Raw genomic sequence first — 14,756 nt, 5'->3', positions numbered from 1 at the left:
ATTATTGGCTTTTTATGGAGAGTAAAAAAAGTGAAAAACCTAAACCTAAACCTAAACCTAAACTATTCCTAGCCATTACTAACAAACTGTATAAACCCTATTCAAAATGATACAATTGGAAAAAATATGGAGTCATTTAAATGCGAGCGAGAGGGTGGGTACGATATGTCTGAAACTATCCTTGTAGTGGATGATGATAAAGAGATTGTTCGGTTAATCACAGATACATTGAAATATGAACAGTTTTATACTGCTTCTGCATACTCTGGTGTAGAAGCTTTGGAAAAGATTGAAAATCATAATATAGATTTTGTCATCCTAGATATCATGATGCCTGGAATGGATGGAGTCGAGGTATGTAAAGAGATTCGATCTCGTTACAACATGCCTATTTTATTATTAAGTGCAAAGGATCGAGATATAGATAAAATCATAGGACTTGAGGTTGGAGCGGATGATTATTTAACTAAACCATTTAATGTGCATGAGTTAATCGCACGTGTAAAAGCACATTTTCGCAAAGTAGGCAGAATAAGGAAAGAGCTAGAACAAGTAAATGGCTTCCCTTTAAAGGATACACCGCTTGTACTTAATGAAAATACATATGAAGTTTTCCTTCAAAAAGAGAAACTTCAACTTTCAACCAAAGAGTTTCAGTTATTGCTTTTCCTTACTAGACATCCTAACCAAGTATTTAGCCGTGAACAAATTTATCAAAATATTTGGGGAGACGAGTACGGGGATTTAAATAATGTCACTGTACACATAAAAAACATACGTCGGAAATTAGGGAAAGCACATGACTACATAAAAACGGTATGGGGTGTGGGTTATAAATTTATGATTGAAGGCGATCAAACATGAAGCTGAAATTTCACATTCCGTTGTTATTTCTAATTATAGAAATAATTTTCTTTTTTTTAGCATTAGTCTACATGAGAGTAGACGTTAGAGATAAGTTAGCTTTTGAATTTGATGAAAGTAATGAACAGTTTATTCAAAGGCATGAAGAAGTGATTAAAGAAGTAGAAAATTTATATCCAGATCAACAGCGTATTCAGAATTATTTGTATCAATTAGCTAACCAAGAGCAGTGGATCATAAAAATAAATGATCCAACATTTGAGAAAGTTTTATTCGAATTTAATAATTTAGATACCGAGCTTTTTACTAAGGAAAGTTGGTTGCCTGTAAAATCCCCACAAGATGATAACATCGTTTTATTTATCTCCATCCAAAGAAAATTAGATGAATTCATTGAAGTGTCATATCAATTTGCTATAGATTTATTTATTTTTGTAGTGATTACTCATTTTATGATCTTCTTATTGTTAACACTTTATTTTCATGAAAAGATAACGGGTCCGATCACAAAATTAATTCACCGCTTTAAAAAGGTTAATTTACATCGTAAAATTCCATCTGAAGAGGTTTCTAGAAAGGATGAAATTGGAGAACTGTATCAACGCTTTAATGAACTTGAAACAAGGCTTCAGAGTATATATGGTGAACAAATAGATATGGTTACATCCATTGCACATGATCTAAAAACACCACTTACATCCATTAATGGATTCCTTGAAGTAGTAATTTCTTCGAATATGCAATCAAAGGAACAAAAGGATGAATATATAAAGTTAGTGCAAAAGAAGGCATTGTTTATGACAGAGCTAGTAAACCAATTCTCCGATTTCTCCAGAAGTGAAATTGCCTTGCAGGAAATGGAACGGGGCATTGTTCCACTTAAACCGTTTTTCGAGTCTATTGGTGAAGAATATGAAGCTGAATTATTGGGAATGGATTACACTTTTCGCTGGAAACATGACTTTTCTGAAGAGCTCAATATAATTGGCAATGAAAAATTCCTACGTCGACTATTTGCCAATCTAATCAGTAATTCGATTAGATACGCTAATAATGAAGAACTGAAGGTATCAATGATAGGGACAGTAAAAGAAAACTCTATTATGATAACAATCGAAGATAACGGAATTGGGGTTTCTGAGTCTGACCTCCCGTATTTATTTCAAAAGTTTTATACTGTAGATAAATCTAGACAAAGAGAAAAAGGGGGAACAGGGCTGGGTCTTGCCATTGCAAAATCGATTGTAGAAGGTCATGGAGGAAAGGTAGTGGCGTACCAGTCAGAGAAATTAGGAGGTTTGGGTATTAAAATAATCCTTCCACTTGATAGCTAGTGCTTAGGCTCTTTAGGATGATAAAAAATAGAATTTTACTGAGTTAATCAAAATAAAACTGCTGTGGTTTTATTTTTTTTTATTTTTTTTTCATTTTCAATTTATGGTTGGGTGATAAATTGATCTCATACAAGAAATTAGGAGGTTTGAGATCATGAAACATATGATTAAATTACGTTGGGTGTTGGTGGTTTTTTGGGTAGTTGCAACGTTATTATTAGTTACTACCATGCCTAGTTTAGACGATTTATTAAGAGAAAAAGGACAGCCGAAAATCCCTGATGGATATTCTTCTGTTTTATCGGTTGAGCTTTTAAATGAACTAAATGGGGTTTCATCGGAGATAGAGAATATAGATGCAGTTGTTGTTTTTTATGAAAAAGAAGGAATCAATGAGACACAATTACAAAATATAGAAGACCAAATCAACGATTTAACAACAAAACAAGAAGATCTGGGGATTTCAAATATTTTAACTCATTTTGATAATGAAGAATTAAAGGAGCAGCTTGTTTCTCCGGATGAAACAACTATCATCACCGCACTTAGTATTGACAAATCAGGTAAAAAAGTAAGTGAGATTCGAGAGGAGCTTCAGAAGGAGTTAAGTGACAGTGAAGTAACGACGTATATAACTGGAAGTGAATTCATTAATGAAGATCAGATTCAAACTACGGAAGATGGTGTAAAGAAAACGGAGCTTTTCACAGTGATCTTCATCATTATTGTATTAATTATTGTATTCCGTTCTCCAATTACACCGATTATATCTTTATTGACAGTAGGGGTTACGTATATATGCTCGTTAAGTATAGTAGCACATTTAGTGTATACCTTAGATTTTCCATTTTCAACGATTACTCAAACGTTTTTGATTTTAGTATTGTTTGGTATTGGTACAGATTATAATATCTTACTCTTAAGTAGATTTAAGGAGGAAATTAGCAAAGGTTTCAAAATCAAAGAATCTATTATAAATACTTATAAAACAGCTGGGAAAACGGTCATATATAGTGGTTTAGCTGTATTTATTGGTTTTAGTATTCTGGGATTGGCTAAGTTTTCAGTCTTTCAGTCTGCTTCTGCTGTGGCTGTTGCAGTAGGTATTTTATTGTTAGCCTTGTTTACTTTAATGCCTTTTTTCATGATGGTAATGGGTCGATTGATGTTTTGGCCTGTAAAAGAGCCAAAATCTCATGGAGAAAATAAACTTTGGTCACGATTAGGTCAATTTTCAACGGCCAGACCTTTTGTATCTGTTATCCTTGTAGCTATTTTAACTATCCCATTTCTTTTTATGTATGAAGGAAATGTATCCTACAACAGTGTGGATGAAGTAAGTGATGCTTATGAATCTGTTCAAGGTTTTAACCTTTTGTCTGACAAATTTTCACCAGGTAAAGCTTTACCTACAACCGTGGTCATCGATGCAAATGAACATATGGATTCTAATGAACATTTGGATTGGATCGATGAATTAACACAAAAAATGATAAATATTGAAGGTGTTGAAGCTGTATATAGCCCCACAAGACCAAAGGGAGAAAAAATAGAGGAATTATATAGTACAGATCAAGTTGAGCAAGTTAGTGAAGGACTTGTTTCAGCGAATGATGGGGTAGCACAAATTGCAGAGGGATTATCTGAAGCTGAAGAACAATTATCTAATTCTGCTGACTTTTCCAATGTAGACAAATTAATAGTTGGGACAAATGAGATTGCTGGGAATGTGAATCAGCTCCAAAGTGCGTTGCAGACCTTAAATGAGGGGATTGCCAATGGAACAGTAGGGGCAAGACAATTAGAAGATGCAATGAAAACTTTATCTAAGAGCTTATCTGAATTAAACCAGTCGTCAAGTGAATTGCATACAAGCTATGGACAGTTGCAAAGTGGGTATTCTTTCATTGCAACTGAATACGATGAAATAATGAATCAAATGATGTTCATCCGAACATCAGCGAATGGCATGCAAGGATTAGTTGTACAAATTGAAAAAGCTCACCCTGAGGTTGCAGTTGATCCCAATATGATGACTTTAAAAACGACAATAGAGGAACTAGTTGCTCAACTGAATGCACTTATCTTAAGCTCAGAAGAGTTAAATACTATCTTTAAAGAAACAAACGATGCATTTACAAAGGCAAATGAAGGTCTTTCCCAAATGACTCAAGGGCAAACTCAATTAAGTGATGCAGCAGTAGAGATTGAACAATCTATTTCCACGCTTGCTGATGGTTTAGAGATGGGGAGTGAAGGGCAATCAGAAATCATCTTAAATCTGGGTAAAATAGAAAAGGGTATTCAGAACATTAATGATGGTCAAATTCAGCTTAAAAATGGGTTAGTAGAAGCTTCTTCTGGAATGATTGAATTAGAAGTAGGACTCTCTAAAAGTACAGAAGGATTAGATGACATCTCTTATGGTTTGGTAGAAGCTACAAATTTTTTAGAAGAAATGACAGAAACGGATTCCTCATCAACGTTCTATATCCCATCTGAATTACTTGAAGGAGAGTATCAGGAAGTACTTGATCTATATATGTCTGAGGATAGAGAAGTTTTCAAATTATCTGTTGAGTTATCTGTAGATCCGTATTCTACTGAAGCCATGGAAGTGATGAATGCATTAAATGAAGTTATTGATAGTGAACTTCAAGATTTAAAGTTAGAAAATGCAAGGTTTGCATTAGGTGGAATTTCTTCTATGAATGACGATTTAAATACAATAGCCACAGAGGATTTCGTACGAACTGTTACCCTTATGTTGATCGGGATATTCATTGTCCTTGTATGGATTATTAGAGGTTTTTGGATCCCAGTGTATATCATTGTATCTCTGATTTTAGGGTACTATACGGCACTTTCATTTACAGAATTATTAGTTGTAAATGTATTTGGACTTAGTGGATTATCTTGGAGTATACCGTTCTTCTCATTTATTATGGTGATTGCATTAGGTGTAGATTACAGTATCTTCTTAATGATGCGTTATAAGGAATACACAGATATGTCTTCACCGGAAGCTCTTTTATTAGCGAAAAAGAAGATTGGGGGAGTGGTTATCTCTGCAGCGATTATTTTATGTGGAACATTTGCAGCTATGTATCCAGCAGGGGTACTGACATTAACTCAAATGTCTACTGTAGTTATAACTGGTTTAACTTTGCTTACCGTAGTCATGCTGCCTATGTTAATTCCAGCACTTGTTTCTATACAGTCTAAGTTAAAACAAAAAGAAGTAGTCAAAGGCATTGAGAAAAATGAAGTAAATATAAAAACTCATTTATAAGCGTAAATTTGCAGAGAGCTAGGGTTATTAACCTCAACTCTCTGCATTTCTATTTATACTCGAACAAGGCGCTGTTGCCTATACATCTCAAATGCTGGATGTGAGTCTTTAACAATTACATCCCTTAAAATCTTTGCGAGTACTCCGCTATAAACTAAACCGTTATCACCATAGGCATATACAAAATAACAGTTTGGAAAGGGTATTGACCAATCATCGGTAATTCATCATGTGTACCTCCATAAAATGCTGCAAGATAGTATTCTGGATAAACTTCAATTTCCGGAAATAGCTTGTTGAACTGGGCAATGAGTTTATCCTTCTTATGCATAATTTTAGAGTCAAGATCATTTGATTTATCGGTATTGTCATCGAGTCCTCCAATAATGATTCTATTATCTCTAGTTGTTCGCATATAGATGTAAGGTCGTGCCGTTTCCCAAATTAGTGATTGTTTGTGCCAATCCGTGAAGTATTCTACAGGGTTAGTAACAACAGCATATGAACTAGTTAAAAACGCGTTTTTTTCTTTTTTAAATTCTAAGCCTTCATATCCTGCGGCAATAATGACATAGCGTGCTTTAATGGAATGTTTATTTTCAGTAAAAAATGTAGTAGATTCATTCTCTGTTTTATGTCCATTTATTCTAGTTTGTTCGAAGATTTGAACACCCTTTTTATGAGCATCCATTAGAAGACCATGGTTATATTTGAAGGGATTGATTTTTTGCATCATTATAAATATAAAGGGCTGATGTCTTTTTAAAAGGATACAAATCTCCAACTTGAGCTTTGGTTAATAAATCCACACTAAAATTATGTTTTTGAAGATAATAGGCCAGTAAAACTTTCCATTTTGTAAATCCATATATTCAACTCCTTTTAGATAAATGGTGAGTTATTACATTATGTCTCCTAAATGAATTGCTAAAATTCTTTGTACATTCTTAAAGAGAGTTAAATTAGGGATTAATCAGGTCATCATGGATGTTGATAAATTGTGTTGGAAAGTATTGATGGTTGATGATAAGAGGAATAAAAGAACCTCTGCCTCAATGAGATGAGGCAGAGGTTTCTAATGTATTTATGGAATTAGACACCCATTCGCTTGCGCTGGTTATTTATTTTTTTCGTTTGTTGACTTGTCAGCTTTTTGGTTTGATTTCCTCTGTTATTAACAGCGTTGTTTTTGGATTGGGCTTGCTTAGTATTTTGCAATTTCTGTTTAATTGCGTCTTGTAAACTTACTTTCTTTTTGGATTGATCATTTAATTGATGGTCTACTGTTTTATTTGTCATTCTGAGTACTCCTTAATGTTTTTATTCCTTATTATAGTTATATTCTATCTCTTCATTATGTTCATTGAAATCTACCTTCAACTGATGTCCTTCAAAATACCATAAATCACTTTCTTCTACGTAATAGGTTACATCATCTAGTTTTACTGATGCGCCTATTTTTTCAGGTTTATCATGGGAAATACCAAGAGAAAAGCCAGTCTGAATCACGCTGTGTCCACCGTATTTTACAAAAAAATGTACATAATCGCCTTGTTTTAATTGAAACTCATCCATAAAATGATCTGCGGCTGTTGGAGTCACTGTCAGCTTCATCTTCCCTCTCCCTTTCTAATAAGAATAACTTTATTATGGCAAAGAGTGGATATAAAAGCAATTGCAATCAATGTTTGAATGTGACTCAAGTAAGGATAAAACCAAGGGAGCCTAGTAGTATACTGGTGAAAGAACTGTTAAAGTGAGTCGTTAATCACCTTTTTATAATAAAGGACAGATAACATTCCGAATATAGAGTATAGTGCTGTATATATGCCCATCACGATAATCATCGGTGTCCAAAGTTCAGTACCAAAGAAAAACCACCCAGATTTTACAGCGAAAAAACTATGTAAAAGCCCTATGATTAAAGGAATACCAAAATTGTAGATTTGCTTTCCTCGTATCCCTTTTAAAAGATCAGATTGAGTATAGCCCAGTTTTCTTAAAATCGTATAGTTTGGCTTCTCATCTTCACCTTCTCCCATTTGCTTGAAATAAAGAATACAGCCAGAAGTGACTAGGAAGGTTAATCCTAAGAAGCTTACGATAAACATGAGGAATCCCATGTTCATTTTCCAGTCGTTCATCATTTCCAAGCGGGAATCATACGCATTATTGCTGTTAAAACCCAGTGCTTTAAAAATATCATTCGCTTGTTCAAGATCGTTTTCCTCCGTAATATGAATCCCGATATGAGTAAAGGATGGCAATTGAATTTCTGGATTTAAATCGTTTTTTAATTGCTTAAATACCAATTCGTCCACAATAGCAGCTGGTCCTCCATTTGTGAAATACCACGATATGAAATATTCATTTTTAAATCCTATATATTCATGTGGCGTTATATCGTTTTGTCCAATCCATTGGATTGAACCTGCATCTTTTAATGATAAAAACATCAAGGTATCATTACCAGTAAGTAGGGTTTCATTTGCTGCAAGGTCAATATTTTTTATGGACAGATCACTGATAACAGGAGCGCTCATCAAACTTGGATCAATACCTAATTCACCTAAATTTGTTTCTATGATCTGCTCAGCATTGATATTTACCTGAATAACATCAATTTGATATTCAGTATATTGTATGTGGTTTGTTGTTAGTTTCTGTTTAAATATCTCTGCGTCTTGTACATTTGGAATAGAGAAATCTGCAGCTACATTATTTTGAGCATTTTTCTCTGCTGAATAATACGAAATATAACTTAAGGATAAGAAACTAATGGCAAGTGCGGAAACTGTTGTAATTATGGTCAGCAATAAGGCGTTTGATTTCATTCGAAACATAATGGAAGTAAGAGATAAGACCTCATTAATACTTAAATAACCATTCTTTTTCTTACGTATCAAATGAGAAATAAAGCTAACCGATCCTTTATAAAATAAATAAGTTCCTATAATGACAGATGTTAGGATAAAGATCATAGTAAGGAAGAGTTCATTTACGGTAGAAAAGGAACCACTAAATAATTTAGATGAAATATAATAGCCAGTGGTAATAAGTAAGATTCCTAAGACACCAATCAACATTTGCAGCCATGACATTTTTTGAACTTTAGCTTCTGTTGTGGAAATCACATGAAATAGGGACAAAATATAATGTTTTTTAATAAATATATAATTCATCAGCATGATGAAAATGTAAATCAGACTAAAAACAATAAGCGTTTGAATCAGTGCTTCTGAAGAGAAGTGAAGAGTTGCAATGCGTTTGACTTCAGTGATCTTGAATAAAACCAATAGAATGAATTTTGATATCGAAAATCCAATGAAAATGCCTAATATAACGGATCCAAAATAAAGGATAAAATTTTCAGCAGTTAGGATGCGGAATATTTTATTTTTAGTCATCCCAATTAATTGAAACAGTCCAATTTCTTTACTACGCCGTTTAATAAAGATGGTATTCGCATATAAGAGAAAAATACTAATCATAGCAAAAAGCAAGAAGGATGCAGACCGAATGGCCGCAGCGCCTTTTATGGAACCACTGGTTTCATCCATAGATGGATCATATTGCAGGGTAACAAAGGCAAAATAAAGTGCAACACTAAAAATTAAAGCAAACACATATAGGAAATAATTTTTTATATTCTTTTTTAAATTCCGGTATATAAGTTGATTAACGTTCATAGTGCACACCGCCTAAAACAGCTTGTGTATTCATCACATCTTTTAAGAACATTTCCCTTGATTGATCTCCTCTATGCAATATCGTATAAATTTGCCCATCTTGAATAAAAATGACTCTATGGCTGTAGCTCGCTGCAACTGGATCATGTGTAACCATCACAACCGTTGTATTTCGTTTATTATTGAATTCACTGATTTTAAATAGTAAATCGGAAGCGGATTTTGAATCTAACGCACCTGTAGGTTCATCTGCAAAGATGATACTAGGTTCATGAATAAATGCACGGGCAGCTGAAGTACGTTGTTTCTGTCCTCCAGAAATTTGATTAGGGTACTTATCTTTTATTTCGTAAATCCCTAATTCTGTTACTACAGATTTGAACCTTTGTTCCGCTTCACTTTTTGACACTTTTGTAATGGATAAAGGTAATAGAATATTCTCTTTGACAGTCAGCGTATCTAACAGGTTATATTCTTGAAAAATAAAACCAAGGTGTTTTTTACGAAATTCAGCCAACTTTTTTTCCTTCATATTTGTAATTTCTGTTTCTTCAATTTTAATGGAGCCATGACTTAATTTATCAATAGATGAAAGCACATTGAGCAGTGTTGTTTTACCTGACCCAGATGCACCCATGATGCTAACAAACTCTCCTTTTTCAACACGCATATTTAGTCCTTTTAATACTTCTTGTTTATTAAATTTGTTTCCATAGCTTTTATGAATTCGATTGGCTTCTAATACTTTCACAACAACACATCCTTAGCAATTTATAAAATAATGTTTGTTCACTTCAACCTATATAATTGAGTATAAAAAGTTTTAGGTGTGTTTTCCTTCGATTGTGCTAACAATGCATAAAAGCATGTGACATTTTTGTCACATGCCTCTTATATTTGAGAAGTTATTGCTTTTTGGAAAGGTTAAAGTAAAGGTTGTTCCTTCTTCTGGCTTTGATTGAACATCTATGTGGACCATTAATGGTCTAGCTATTTTTTGAACTAAATACAAGCCCATGCCTGTTGCCGCATTATCATAATGGTTTGTTGTGGAAGTGAATCCTTTGTCAAATATGCGTGGTAAATCCTTTGCATCAATCCCTCTACCGAAATCCTGAATTACAAGTACACAATGTTCTTCTTTAATTCTACTTCCCATCATAATATCCGATTCGTGGCTATATTTTACTGCATTGGTTAGTAGTTGTCTGATGATAAAGGCTAACCATTTCGCATCACTATATACCTCTGTGGCTTTTAACTCAATGTCAAAGCCAATTCCTTTCTGCATACACCACGATTGCAAGGTTTTAATCTCTTGAAAAATGATTGGTTTTATTTCCACTTTTTCAATGTATAGATCATTCTCTATAAAAAGCAACCGTTTTTGATGAAGCTGATGATCGAGAAGATAATGGACTCTTAGCCACTCAACTTTTAATTGAGATTTTAATGTCTCATCTTCTATGCGATCTATCATTAATTGCATAGCAGTCAATGGTGTTTTCACTTCATGTATCCAAGATAAAAGTTCATCTTTTTCTTGCTCCAAATTGAATAAATGTAGTGAAGCTTCCTTTTTTAAAAGCCTTGTCTGATCTCTAATGCTTTGATCTATAATATGTTCAAGTGGACGTGCAGGACTAGCTACACTTGTTAAATCAAGATTGTTTTCACGTTCTTCCAAGCTTTTATAAAATTTTGTTTCTGTATTGTATCGAATGATTAAAAATATCAAAAAAATAATGAAAGATAAAAAGGTAATATAAAGGATTGGTTTTAATTCAATTTGTGTATCCAACATAGCAATAAAAACAGTTAACAATTGAAGGAATATAACTAAAAAGATCCAACTGCGCCTTTCAATTAAGTATTTTTTAATCATAAATGTTTGCACCTTCTGTTGCAATATAACCTTGTCCAACTTTAGTTTCAATAAATTGCCCTAACCCGAGTTCGTCCAACTTTTTTCTTAAACGATTTACATTCACAGTTAATGTATTGTCACTTATAAAACGTTCATCATCCCATAGATCTTTGATTAATGTTTCTCTAGTCACTATTTTGTTTTTTTGTTCAATAAGTGTTTTCAAAATCAATGTTTCATTTTTGGTCAATTCAATGGAAGCTATTTTAGTAGAAACTTTATTTTTTTCATAATCTATCGTTGCATCATGAAAGGTTTTTAACTTGATTTGATCCGTACTATAATTATAAACACGACGCAGTATAGCTTGAATCTTTGCAATCAGTACATCAAAATGGAATGGTTTTTGGATAAAATCATCTGCACCCAGCTGCATAGACATGACCATATCAGTAGGGTGATCTCGTGATGATAAGAAGATTATCGGGACGTTAGAATAACTTCGAATCATACGGCACCAGTGAAATCCATCAAACTTTGGTAATTGAATATCAATAATGACCAAATGGGGTGCTTCCAAAGTAAACTCTTGTAAGACATGATTGAAATCTTGAATTCCTACAACTTCATAGGACCACCCTGTTAATCTATCTTTTATTTCTCCAAATAGTGATATGTCATCTTCAATTAATAGAACTTTAAACAATAGGCTCACCATGCTTTCCATTATCATCCTCAAATTATTGTATATAAAACCGTTTTGTCTGGCAATTTATTTATCCTTTACTAGTAGGAGGAATGTTTGAATACAGTACATGATATGTTTTTTGAGTATCTAAAGGAGTTGGTAGGTGATTATAGAATATTTACAACATAGTACTATGTTATAAAGTTCAATTCATGGTTGTTCAGTCATAAACTAATACATGTACAGTTTAAGAATATTTCTAATGAGGGTGATTAGTTCATGTGGAAATCAGGTCTTAAATGGATGTCATTAATTATCGGAGTAATGATGGGTGCTGGATTTTCCTCTGGGCAGGAGGTTTGGCAATTTTTTGGAGAACAAAGTGAACTGGCTATACTTTTATTTATATTTATATTCTCAATGAGCTGTTTCGTTGTATTGAACATTAGTTTTGAAGAAAAAACAGAGAACTTTTTGCCGGTCTTACACCAGCTTGTTGGAAAAAAGCTCTCCTCCTTTTATGATGTATTAATTGTATTTTACTTGTTTGCAACAACAGTAGTTATGACAGCAGGAGGGGGAGCGGTTTTAGAAGCTTTTCATATTCATTATTGGTTAGGTGTTTTTCTGTTTGCATTACTTCTTGCCCTTCAATTTCTGTGGGGCTTTAAAGGTCTAATGGTCGTGAATTTTTATGTCTTTCCTGTTCTTATTCTTGGATTAATCGTTACGTTATTTTTATTCATTGCTCGTTTAGATGAACCTTTCTTGAATCCCATAGGTTTACAACAAAAGTGGTTGTCTGCATTTACTTTCACATCATTTAATATTTTACCTATTATTGCTGTATTAGCTGTAATCGGTAATAAAATGAAAGCAAAAGGAGAGGCTGCTATTGCAAGTATAGGAAGCGGAATCGTGCTAGGTTTTGTTTGTTTTATTTATAATCAGTCGCTTTTAAAAATACCCACAGATATGAACACGTATGAGATCCCTCTTTATGCAATATTAGAATATTTGCCTAGCTTCATGATGATTTTTATGTCCCTTTTTCTATTAACATCGGTTTATACTACGGCTGCTTCAGGGATTTTTGGGTTAACTGCTAGATTACAGCAGAAGTTTAGCGTGTCGATTTGGGTTGTCGTTGTGTTTGTCTTAATGTTTATGATCCCTTTGACAGCCTTTGGATTCTCCAACCTTGTTTCGGTTCTGTATCCACTAGCAGGATTAATTAACTTATTATTGCTGTTGTCCATATTGATCTTTCCATTACGATTAGCAGTGAAAAAAAGAAAAGATTCTCAGTCTTTTAAGATGTAAGCAAAGATTTAGTAGCTTAGGTTAAGAACATTTCATTTTATGATTCTTATGATAAGATAAAAAAAGAGATAGTAAAAAGCTAATGTTAAATCATTCAGTCAAAAATCATTTTGATGTTTGCAAAGACTAAAGGAGTACTACATGTTGAATAGTAAAATCAGAAAAATAGCACAACTAGACGCTGTTTTATATTTCATAGTTTGTCTACTTAGTGCATATTATATAGCAGATCATCCGCCACCACCTAGGTTTATACTAATTGTTTTAGGATTATGTATTATGACCTTTGTTGTATATAAATATTGTTTATTTATTGTAAGAAAGATGATTTTAAATGAAAGGCATTTATTATATAAAACGATAATCCATGGCGCTTTATTTGGTGTAGTATTGGGAATTATATTTAGTATGTTTCCAAACGGTGAACCTTCAAAAGAGGGAGTCTCAACAACTTGGATTGACTATCTTTTTCTTTTTGTTGTAACCATAGCTGTGAATATGATCATTGCTGGTAGTATTTATATATTTAATCGGGCTGTACTTAAAATCTGGAATAGGAACAACTAAAACACTATGAAATATGAAAATGGTGTTTTTAGTTGTGGAAAAAAAATCGAACGAAATAGACAGATGTTTCCAATATATAGTGTATATACATGAGAGATTTTTATTAGATGATGTGGATGACGTAATGCTGGACATTTACTTACAGGTGTATAACTCTCTTCTCACATTTATTTCTGTTATAATTTTAACCACCAAACTCCAGCACATTCAGGTAATCTTACAAGGTTTTCTTTTAACACTTGATCTCCTAAATCATCTCCAAAGAAAAAACGTGTCAACTCCTTAGCCTGATTAAGATTATCAAAAGTATAGTCTAGTCTAATCCAATCATGCGAAAAACTATAACCATTGATTAATGTCTCAAAATAAGGCTTCAAAAAATCAGGAGGAGAAGGCTGCTCTACACCTGTACCAAGTGTTTCAAAAATAATAATGGTTCCACTACTGCGGAGAACTCTCTTCATTTCTTCCATTACTCTATGAATATCTTCTTTCCAGTAGGGATTATTTGAACTTCCTAAATAGCAAATACTCCAACCTGCTACTATGAGATCAGTGCTTTGATCTTGAAGCGGAAGCTTCCTAAGATCGGAAACTTTCGTTTTCCAGTTCGTGAATCTTGCGTTCTCTAATCTCTCCACTGTTATCTTTAACATTTCTTCAGAAGCATCAATAGCCACAATCGAATTTGCTTTTTCTGCAAGCTCTGTGGTTAGCCTTCCTGTCCCTGCCCCTAAATCCACAATGTCCAATGATTCAAATGGCTGTATCTTTTCAATCATTTGTGTTAGCGTATTTTGTTTTGAAATTAGCTCATTGTATTTTTCAGCTTTTTGTTTGTAAATTTCTGTATGATTTGGCATAATGTCACCTCCACATTTTATGATGATTTACTAAATTGTAATGGTTTACGTTGCGTTAAGGTCAAGCGTGATTATAAATGGTCCACTCTATTAATAAACTATAAAGTAGGTAATGTTATTTTTTCAGTATAGAGAATAGGGATAGACAATCTGTGATCCAGTTCTTTGTAGTGGTATCATGAAATAGAAGAAACGAAAAGTTAATTGATCTTAACAGGAGATATCAGTACGAAGAACGTGACAAACGAAGTGATTTATAAAATTAATGG

Annotated in this window: 12 protein-coding genes and 1 pseudogene; 5 read left to right on the top strand and 8 right to left on the bottom strand. The window is 33.3% G+C overall.

Annotation, left to right across the window (positions count from 1 at the left end; all coding sequences use genetic code 11):
* Nucleotides 1–165: 165 nt before the first annotated feature.
* From Q5Y73_RS18140 to Q5Y73_RS18130, 3 genes are all read left to right on the top strand, one after another.
* Nucleotides 166–864 (top strand): response regulator transcription factor, encoded by a 699-nt coding sequence (locus Q5Y73_RS18140; protein WP_305993331.1) that lies wholly within the window; start codon nucleotides 166–168, stop codon nucleotides 862–864.
* Nucleotides 861–2,198: a sensor histidine kinase gene (locus tag Q5Y73_RS18135; RefSeq protein ID WP_305993330.1), complete on the top strand. Its 1,338-nt coding sequence runs from the start codon at nucleotides 861–863 to the stop codon at nucleotides 2,196–2,198. Before Q5Y73_RS18140 ends, Q5Y73_RS18135 begins: the two co-directional genes overlap by 4 nt.
* Before the next feature lie 154 nt (nucleotides 2,199–2,352).
* Nucleotides 2,353–5,490 carry an MMPL family transporter gene (locus tag Q5Y73_RS18130; protein WP_305993329.1) on the top strand — a complete coding sequence of 1,046 codons (3,138 nt, stop codon included), beginning with the start codon at nucleotides 2,353–2,355 and terminating at the stop codon, nucleotides 5,488–5,490.
* A gap of 53 nt (nucleotides 5,491–5,543) precedes the next feature.
* Here Q5Y73_RS18130 and Q5Y73_RS18125 read toward each other — a convergent pair.
* The 7 genes and pseudogenes from Q5Y73_RS18125 to Q5Y73_RS18095 all read right to left on the bottom strand — a co-directional run.
* Nucleotides 5,544–6,326 (bottom strand): annotated as a pseudogene (locus tag Q5Y73_RS18125) (NAD(P)/FAD-dependent oxidoreductase); the annotation flags it as partial.
* Between the two features lie 256 nt (nucleotides 6,327–6,582).
* Nucleotides 6,583–6,789 (bottom strand): hypothetical protein, encoded by a 207-nt coding sequence (locus Q5Y73_RS18120; protein ID WP_305993328.1) that lies wholly within the window; start codon nucleotides 6,787–6,789, stop codon nucleotides 6,583–6,585.
* Between the two features lie 21 nt (nucleotides 6,790–6,810).
* A complete protein-coding gene (locus Q5Y73_RS18115; protein WP_305993327.1) occupies nucleotides 6,811–7,104 on the bottom strand; it encodes a HesB/YadR/YfhF family protein in 294 nt (97 codons plus the stop codon).
* 137 nt (nucleotides 7,105–7,241) lie between these two features.
* Nucleotides 7,242–9,179, bottom strand: coding sequence for an FtsX-like permease family protein (locus Q5Y73_RS18110; protein WP_305993326.1), 1,938 nt, complete (start codon nucleotides 9,177–9,179; stop codon nucleotides 7,242–7,244).
* Complete coding sequence (locus Q5Y73_RS18105; protein WP_305993325.1) at nucleotides 9,169–9,930, bottom strand: ABC transporter ATP-binding protein; 762 nt, start codon at nucleotides 9,928–9,930, stop codon at nucleotides 9,169–9,171. Before Q5Y73_RS18105 ends, Q5Y73_RS18110 begins: the two co-directional genes overlap by 11 nt.
* Nucleotides 9,931–10,059: 129 nt before the next feature.
* Nucleotides 10,060–11,064 (bottom strand): sensor histidine kinase, encoded by a 1,005-nt coding sequence (locus Q5Y73_RS18100; RefSeq protein ID WP_305993324.1) that lies wholly within the window; start codon nucleotides 11,062–11,064, stop codon nucleotides 10,060–10,062.
* Nucleotides 11,057–11,752 (bottom strand): response regulator transcription factor, encoded by a 696-nt coding sequence (locus tag Q5Y73_RS18095; protein ID WP_305993395.1) that lies wholly within the window; start codon nucleotides 11,750–11,752, stop codon nucleotides 11,057–11,059. Before Q5Y73_RS18095 ends, Q5Y73_RS18100 begins: the two co-directional genes overlap by 8 nt.
* Nucleotides 11,753–12,013: 261 nt before the next feature.
* Between Q5Y73_RS18095 and Q5Y73_RS18090 the strand changes: the two genes are divergently transcribed.
* The gene (locus tag Q5Y73_RS18090) at nucleotides 12,014–13,057 is read left to right on the top strand and encodes a YkvI family membrane protein (protein WP_305993323.1); all 1,044 of its coding nucleotides are present in this window, start codon (nucleotides 12,014–12,016) and stop codon (nucleotides 13,055–13,057) included.
* A 144-nt stretch (nucleotides 13,058–13,201) separates the two neighbouring features.
* The gene (locus Q5Y73_RS18085; protein ID WP_305993322.1) at nucleotides 13,202–13,624 is read left to right on the top strand and encodes a hypothetical protein; all 423 of its coding nucleotides are present in this window, start codon (nucleotides 13,202–13,204) and stop codon (nucleotides 13,622–13,624) included.
* A 176-nt stretch (nucleotides 13,625–13,800) separates the two neighbouring features.
* Here Q5Y73_RS18085 and Q5Y73_RS18080 read toward each other — a convergent pair whose 3' ends face one another.
* Nucleotides 13,801–14,487, bottom strand: coding sequence for a class I SAM-dependent methyltransferase (locus Q5Y73_RS18080; protein WP_305993321.1), 687 nt, complete (start codon nucleotides 14,485–14,487; stop codon nucleotides 13,801–13,803).
* Between the last annotated feature and the right edge of the window lie 269 nt (nucleotides 14,488–14,756).

Origin of the sequence: Chengkuizengella axinellae (assembly GCF_030730905.1) — a bacterium.
Taxonomy (GTDB): domain Bacteria; phylum Bacillota; class Bacilli; order Paenibacillales; family KCTC-33759; genus Chengkuizengella; species Chengkuizengella axinellae.
This window is presented reverse-complemented; position numbering and strand designations above follow the sequence as displayed.

What these genes read in the sequence shown, in the direction of transcription:
- Q5Y73_RS18140 (WP_305993331.1), top strand. Translation starts at nt 166, where the DNA reads ATGTCTGAAACTATCCTTGTAGTGGATGATGATAAAGAGATTGTTCGG.
- Q5Y73_RS18130 (WP_305993329.1), top strand. Translation starts at nt 2,353, where the DNA reads ATGAAACATATGATTAAATTACGTTGGGTGTTGGTGGTTTTTTGGGTA.
- Q5Y73_RS18110 (WP_305993326.1), bottom strand. Translation starts at nt 9,179, where the DNA reads ATGAACGTTAATCAACTTATATACCGGAATTTAAAAAAGAATATAAAA.
- Q5Y73_RS18080 (WP_305993321.1), bottom strand. Translation starts at nt 14,487, where the DNA reads ATGCCAAATCATACAGAAATTTACAAACAAAAAGCTGAAAAATACAAT.
- Q5Y73_RS18135 (WP_305993330.1), top strand. Translation starts at nt 861, where the DNA reads ATGAAGCTGAAATTTCACATTCCGTTGTTATTTCTAATTATAGAAATA.
- Q5Y73_RS18100 (WP_305993324.1), bottom strand. Translation starts at nt 11,064, where the DNA reads ATGATTAAAAAATACTTAATTGAAAGGCGCAGTTGGATCTTTTTAGTT.
- Q5Y73_RS18120 (WP_305993328.1), bottom strand. Translation starts at nt 6,789, where the DNA reads ATGACAAATAAAACAGTAGACCATCAATTAAATGATCAATCCAAAAAG.
- Q5Y73_RS18115 (WP_305993327.1), bottom strand. Translation starts at nt 7,104, where the DNA reads ATGAAGCTGACAGTGACTCCAACAGCCGCAGATCATTTTATGGATGAG.
- Q5Y73_RS18090 (WP_305993323.1), top strand. Translation starts at nt 12,014, where the DNA reads ATGTGGAAATCAGGTCTTAAATGGATGTCATTAATTATCGGAGTAATG.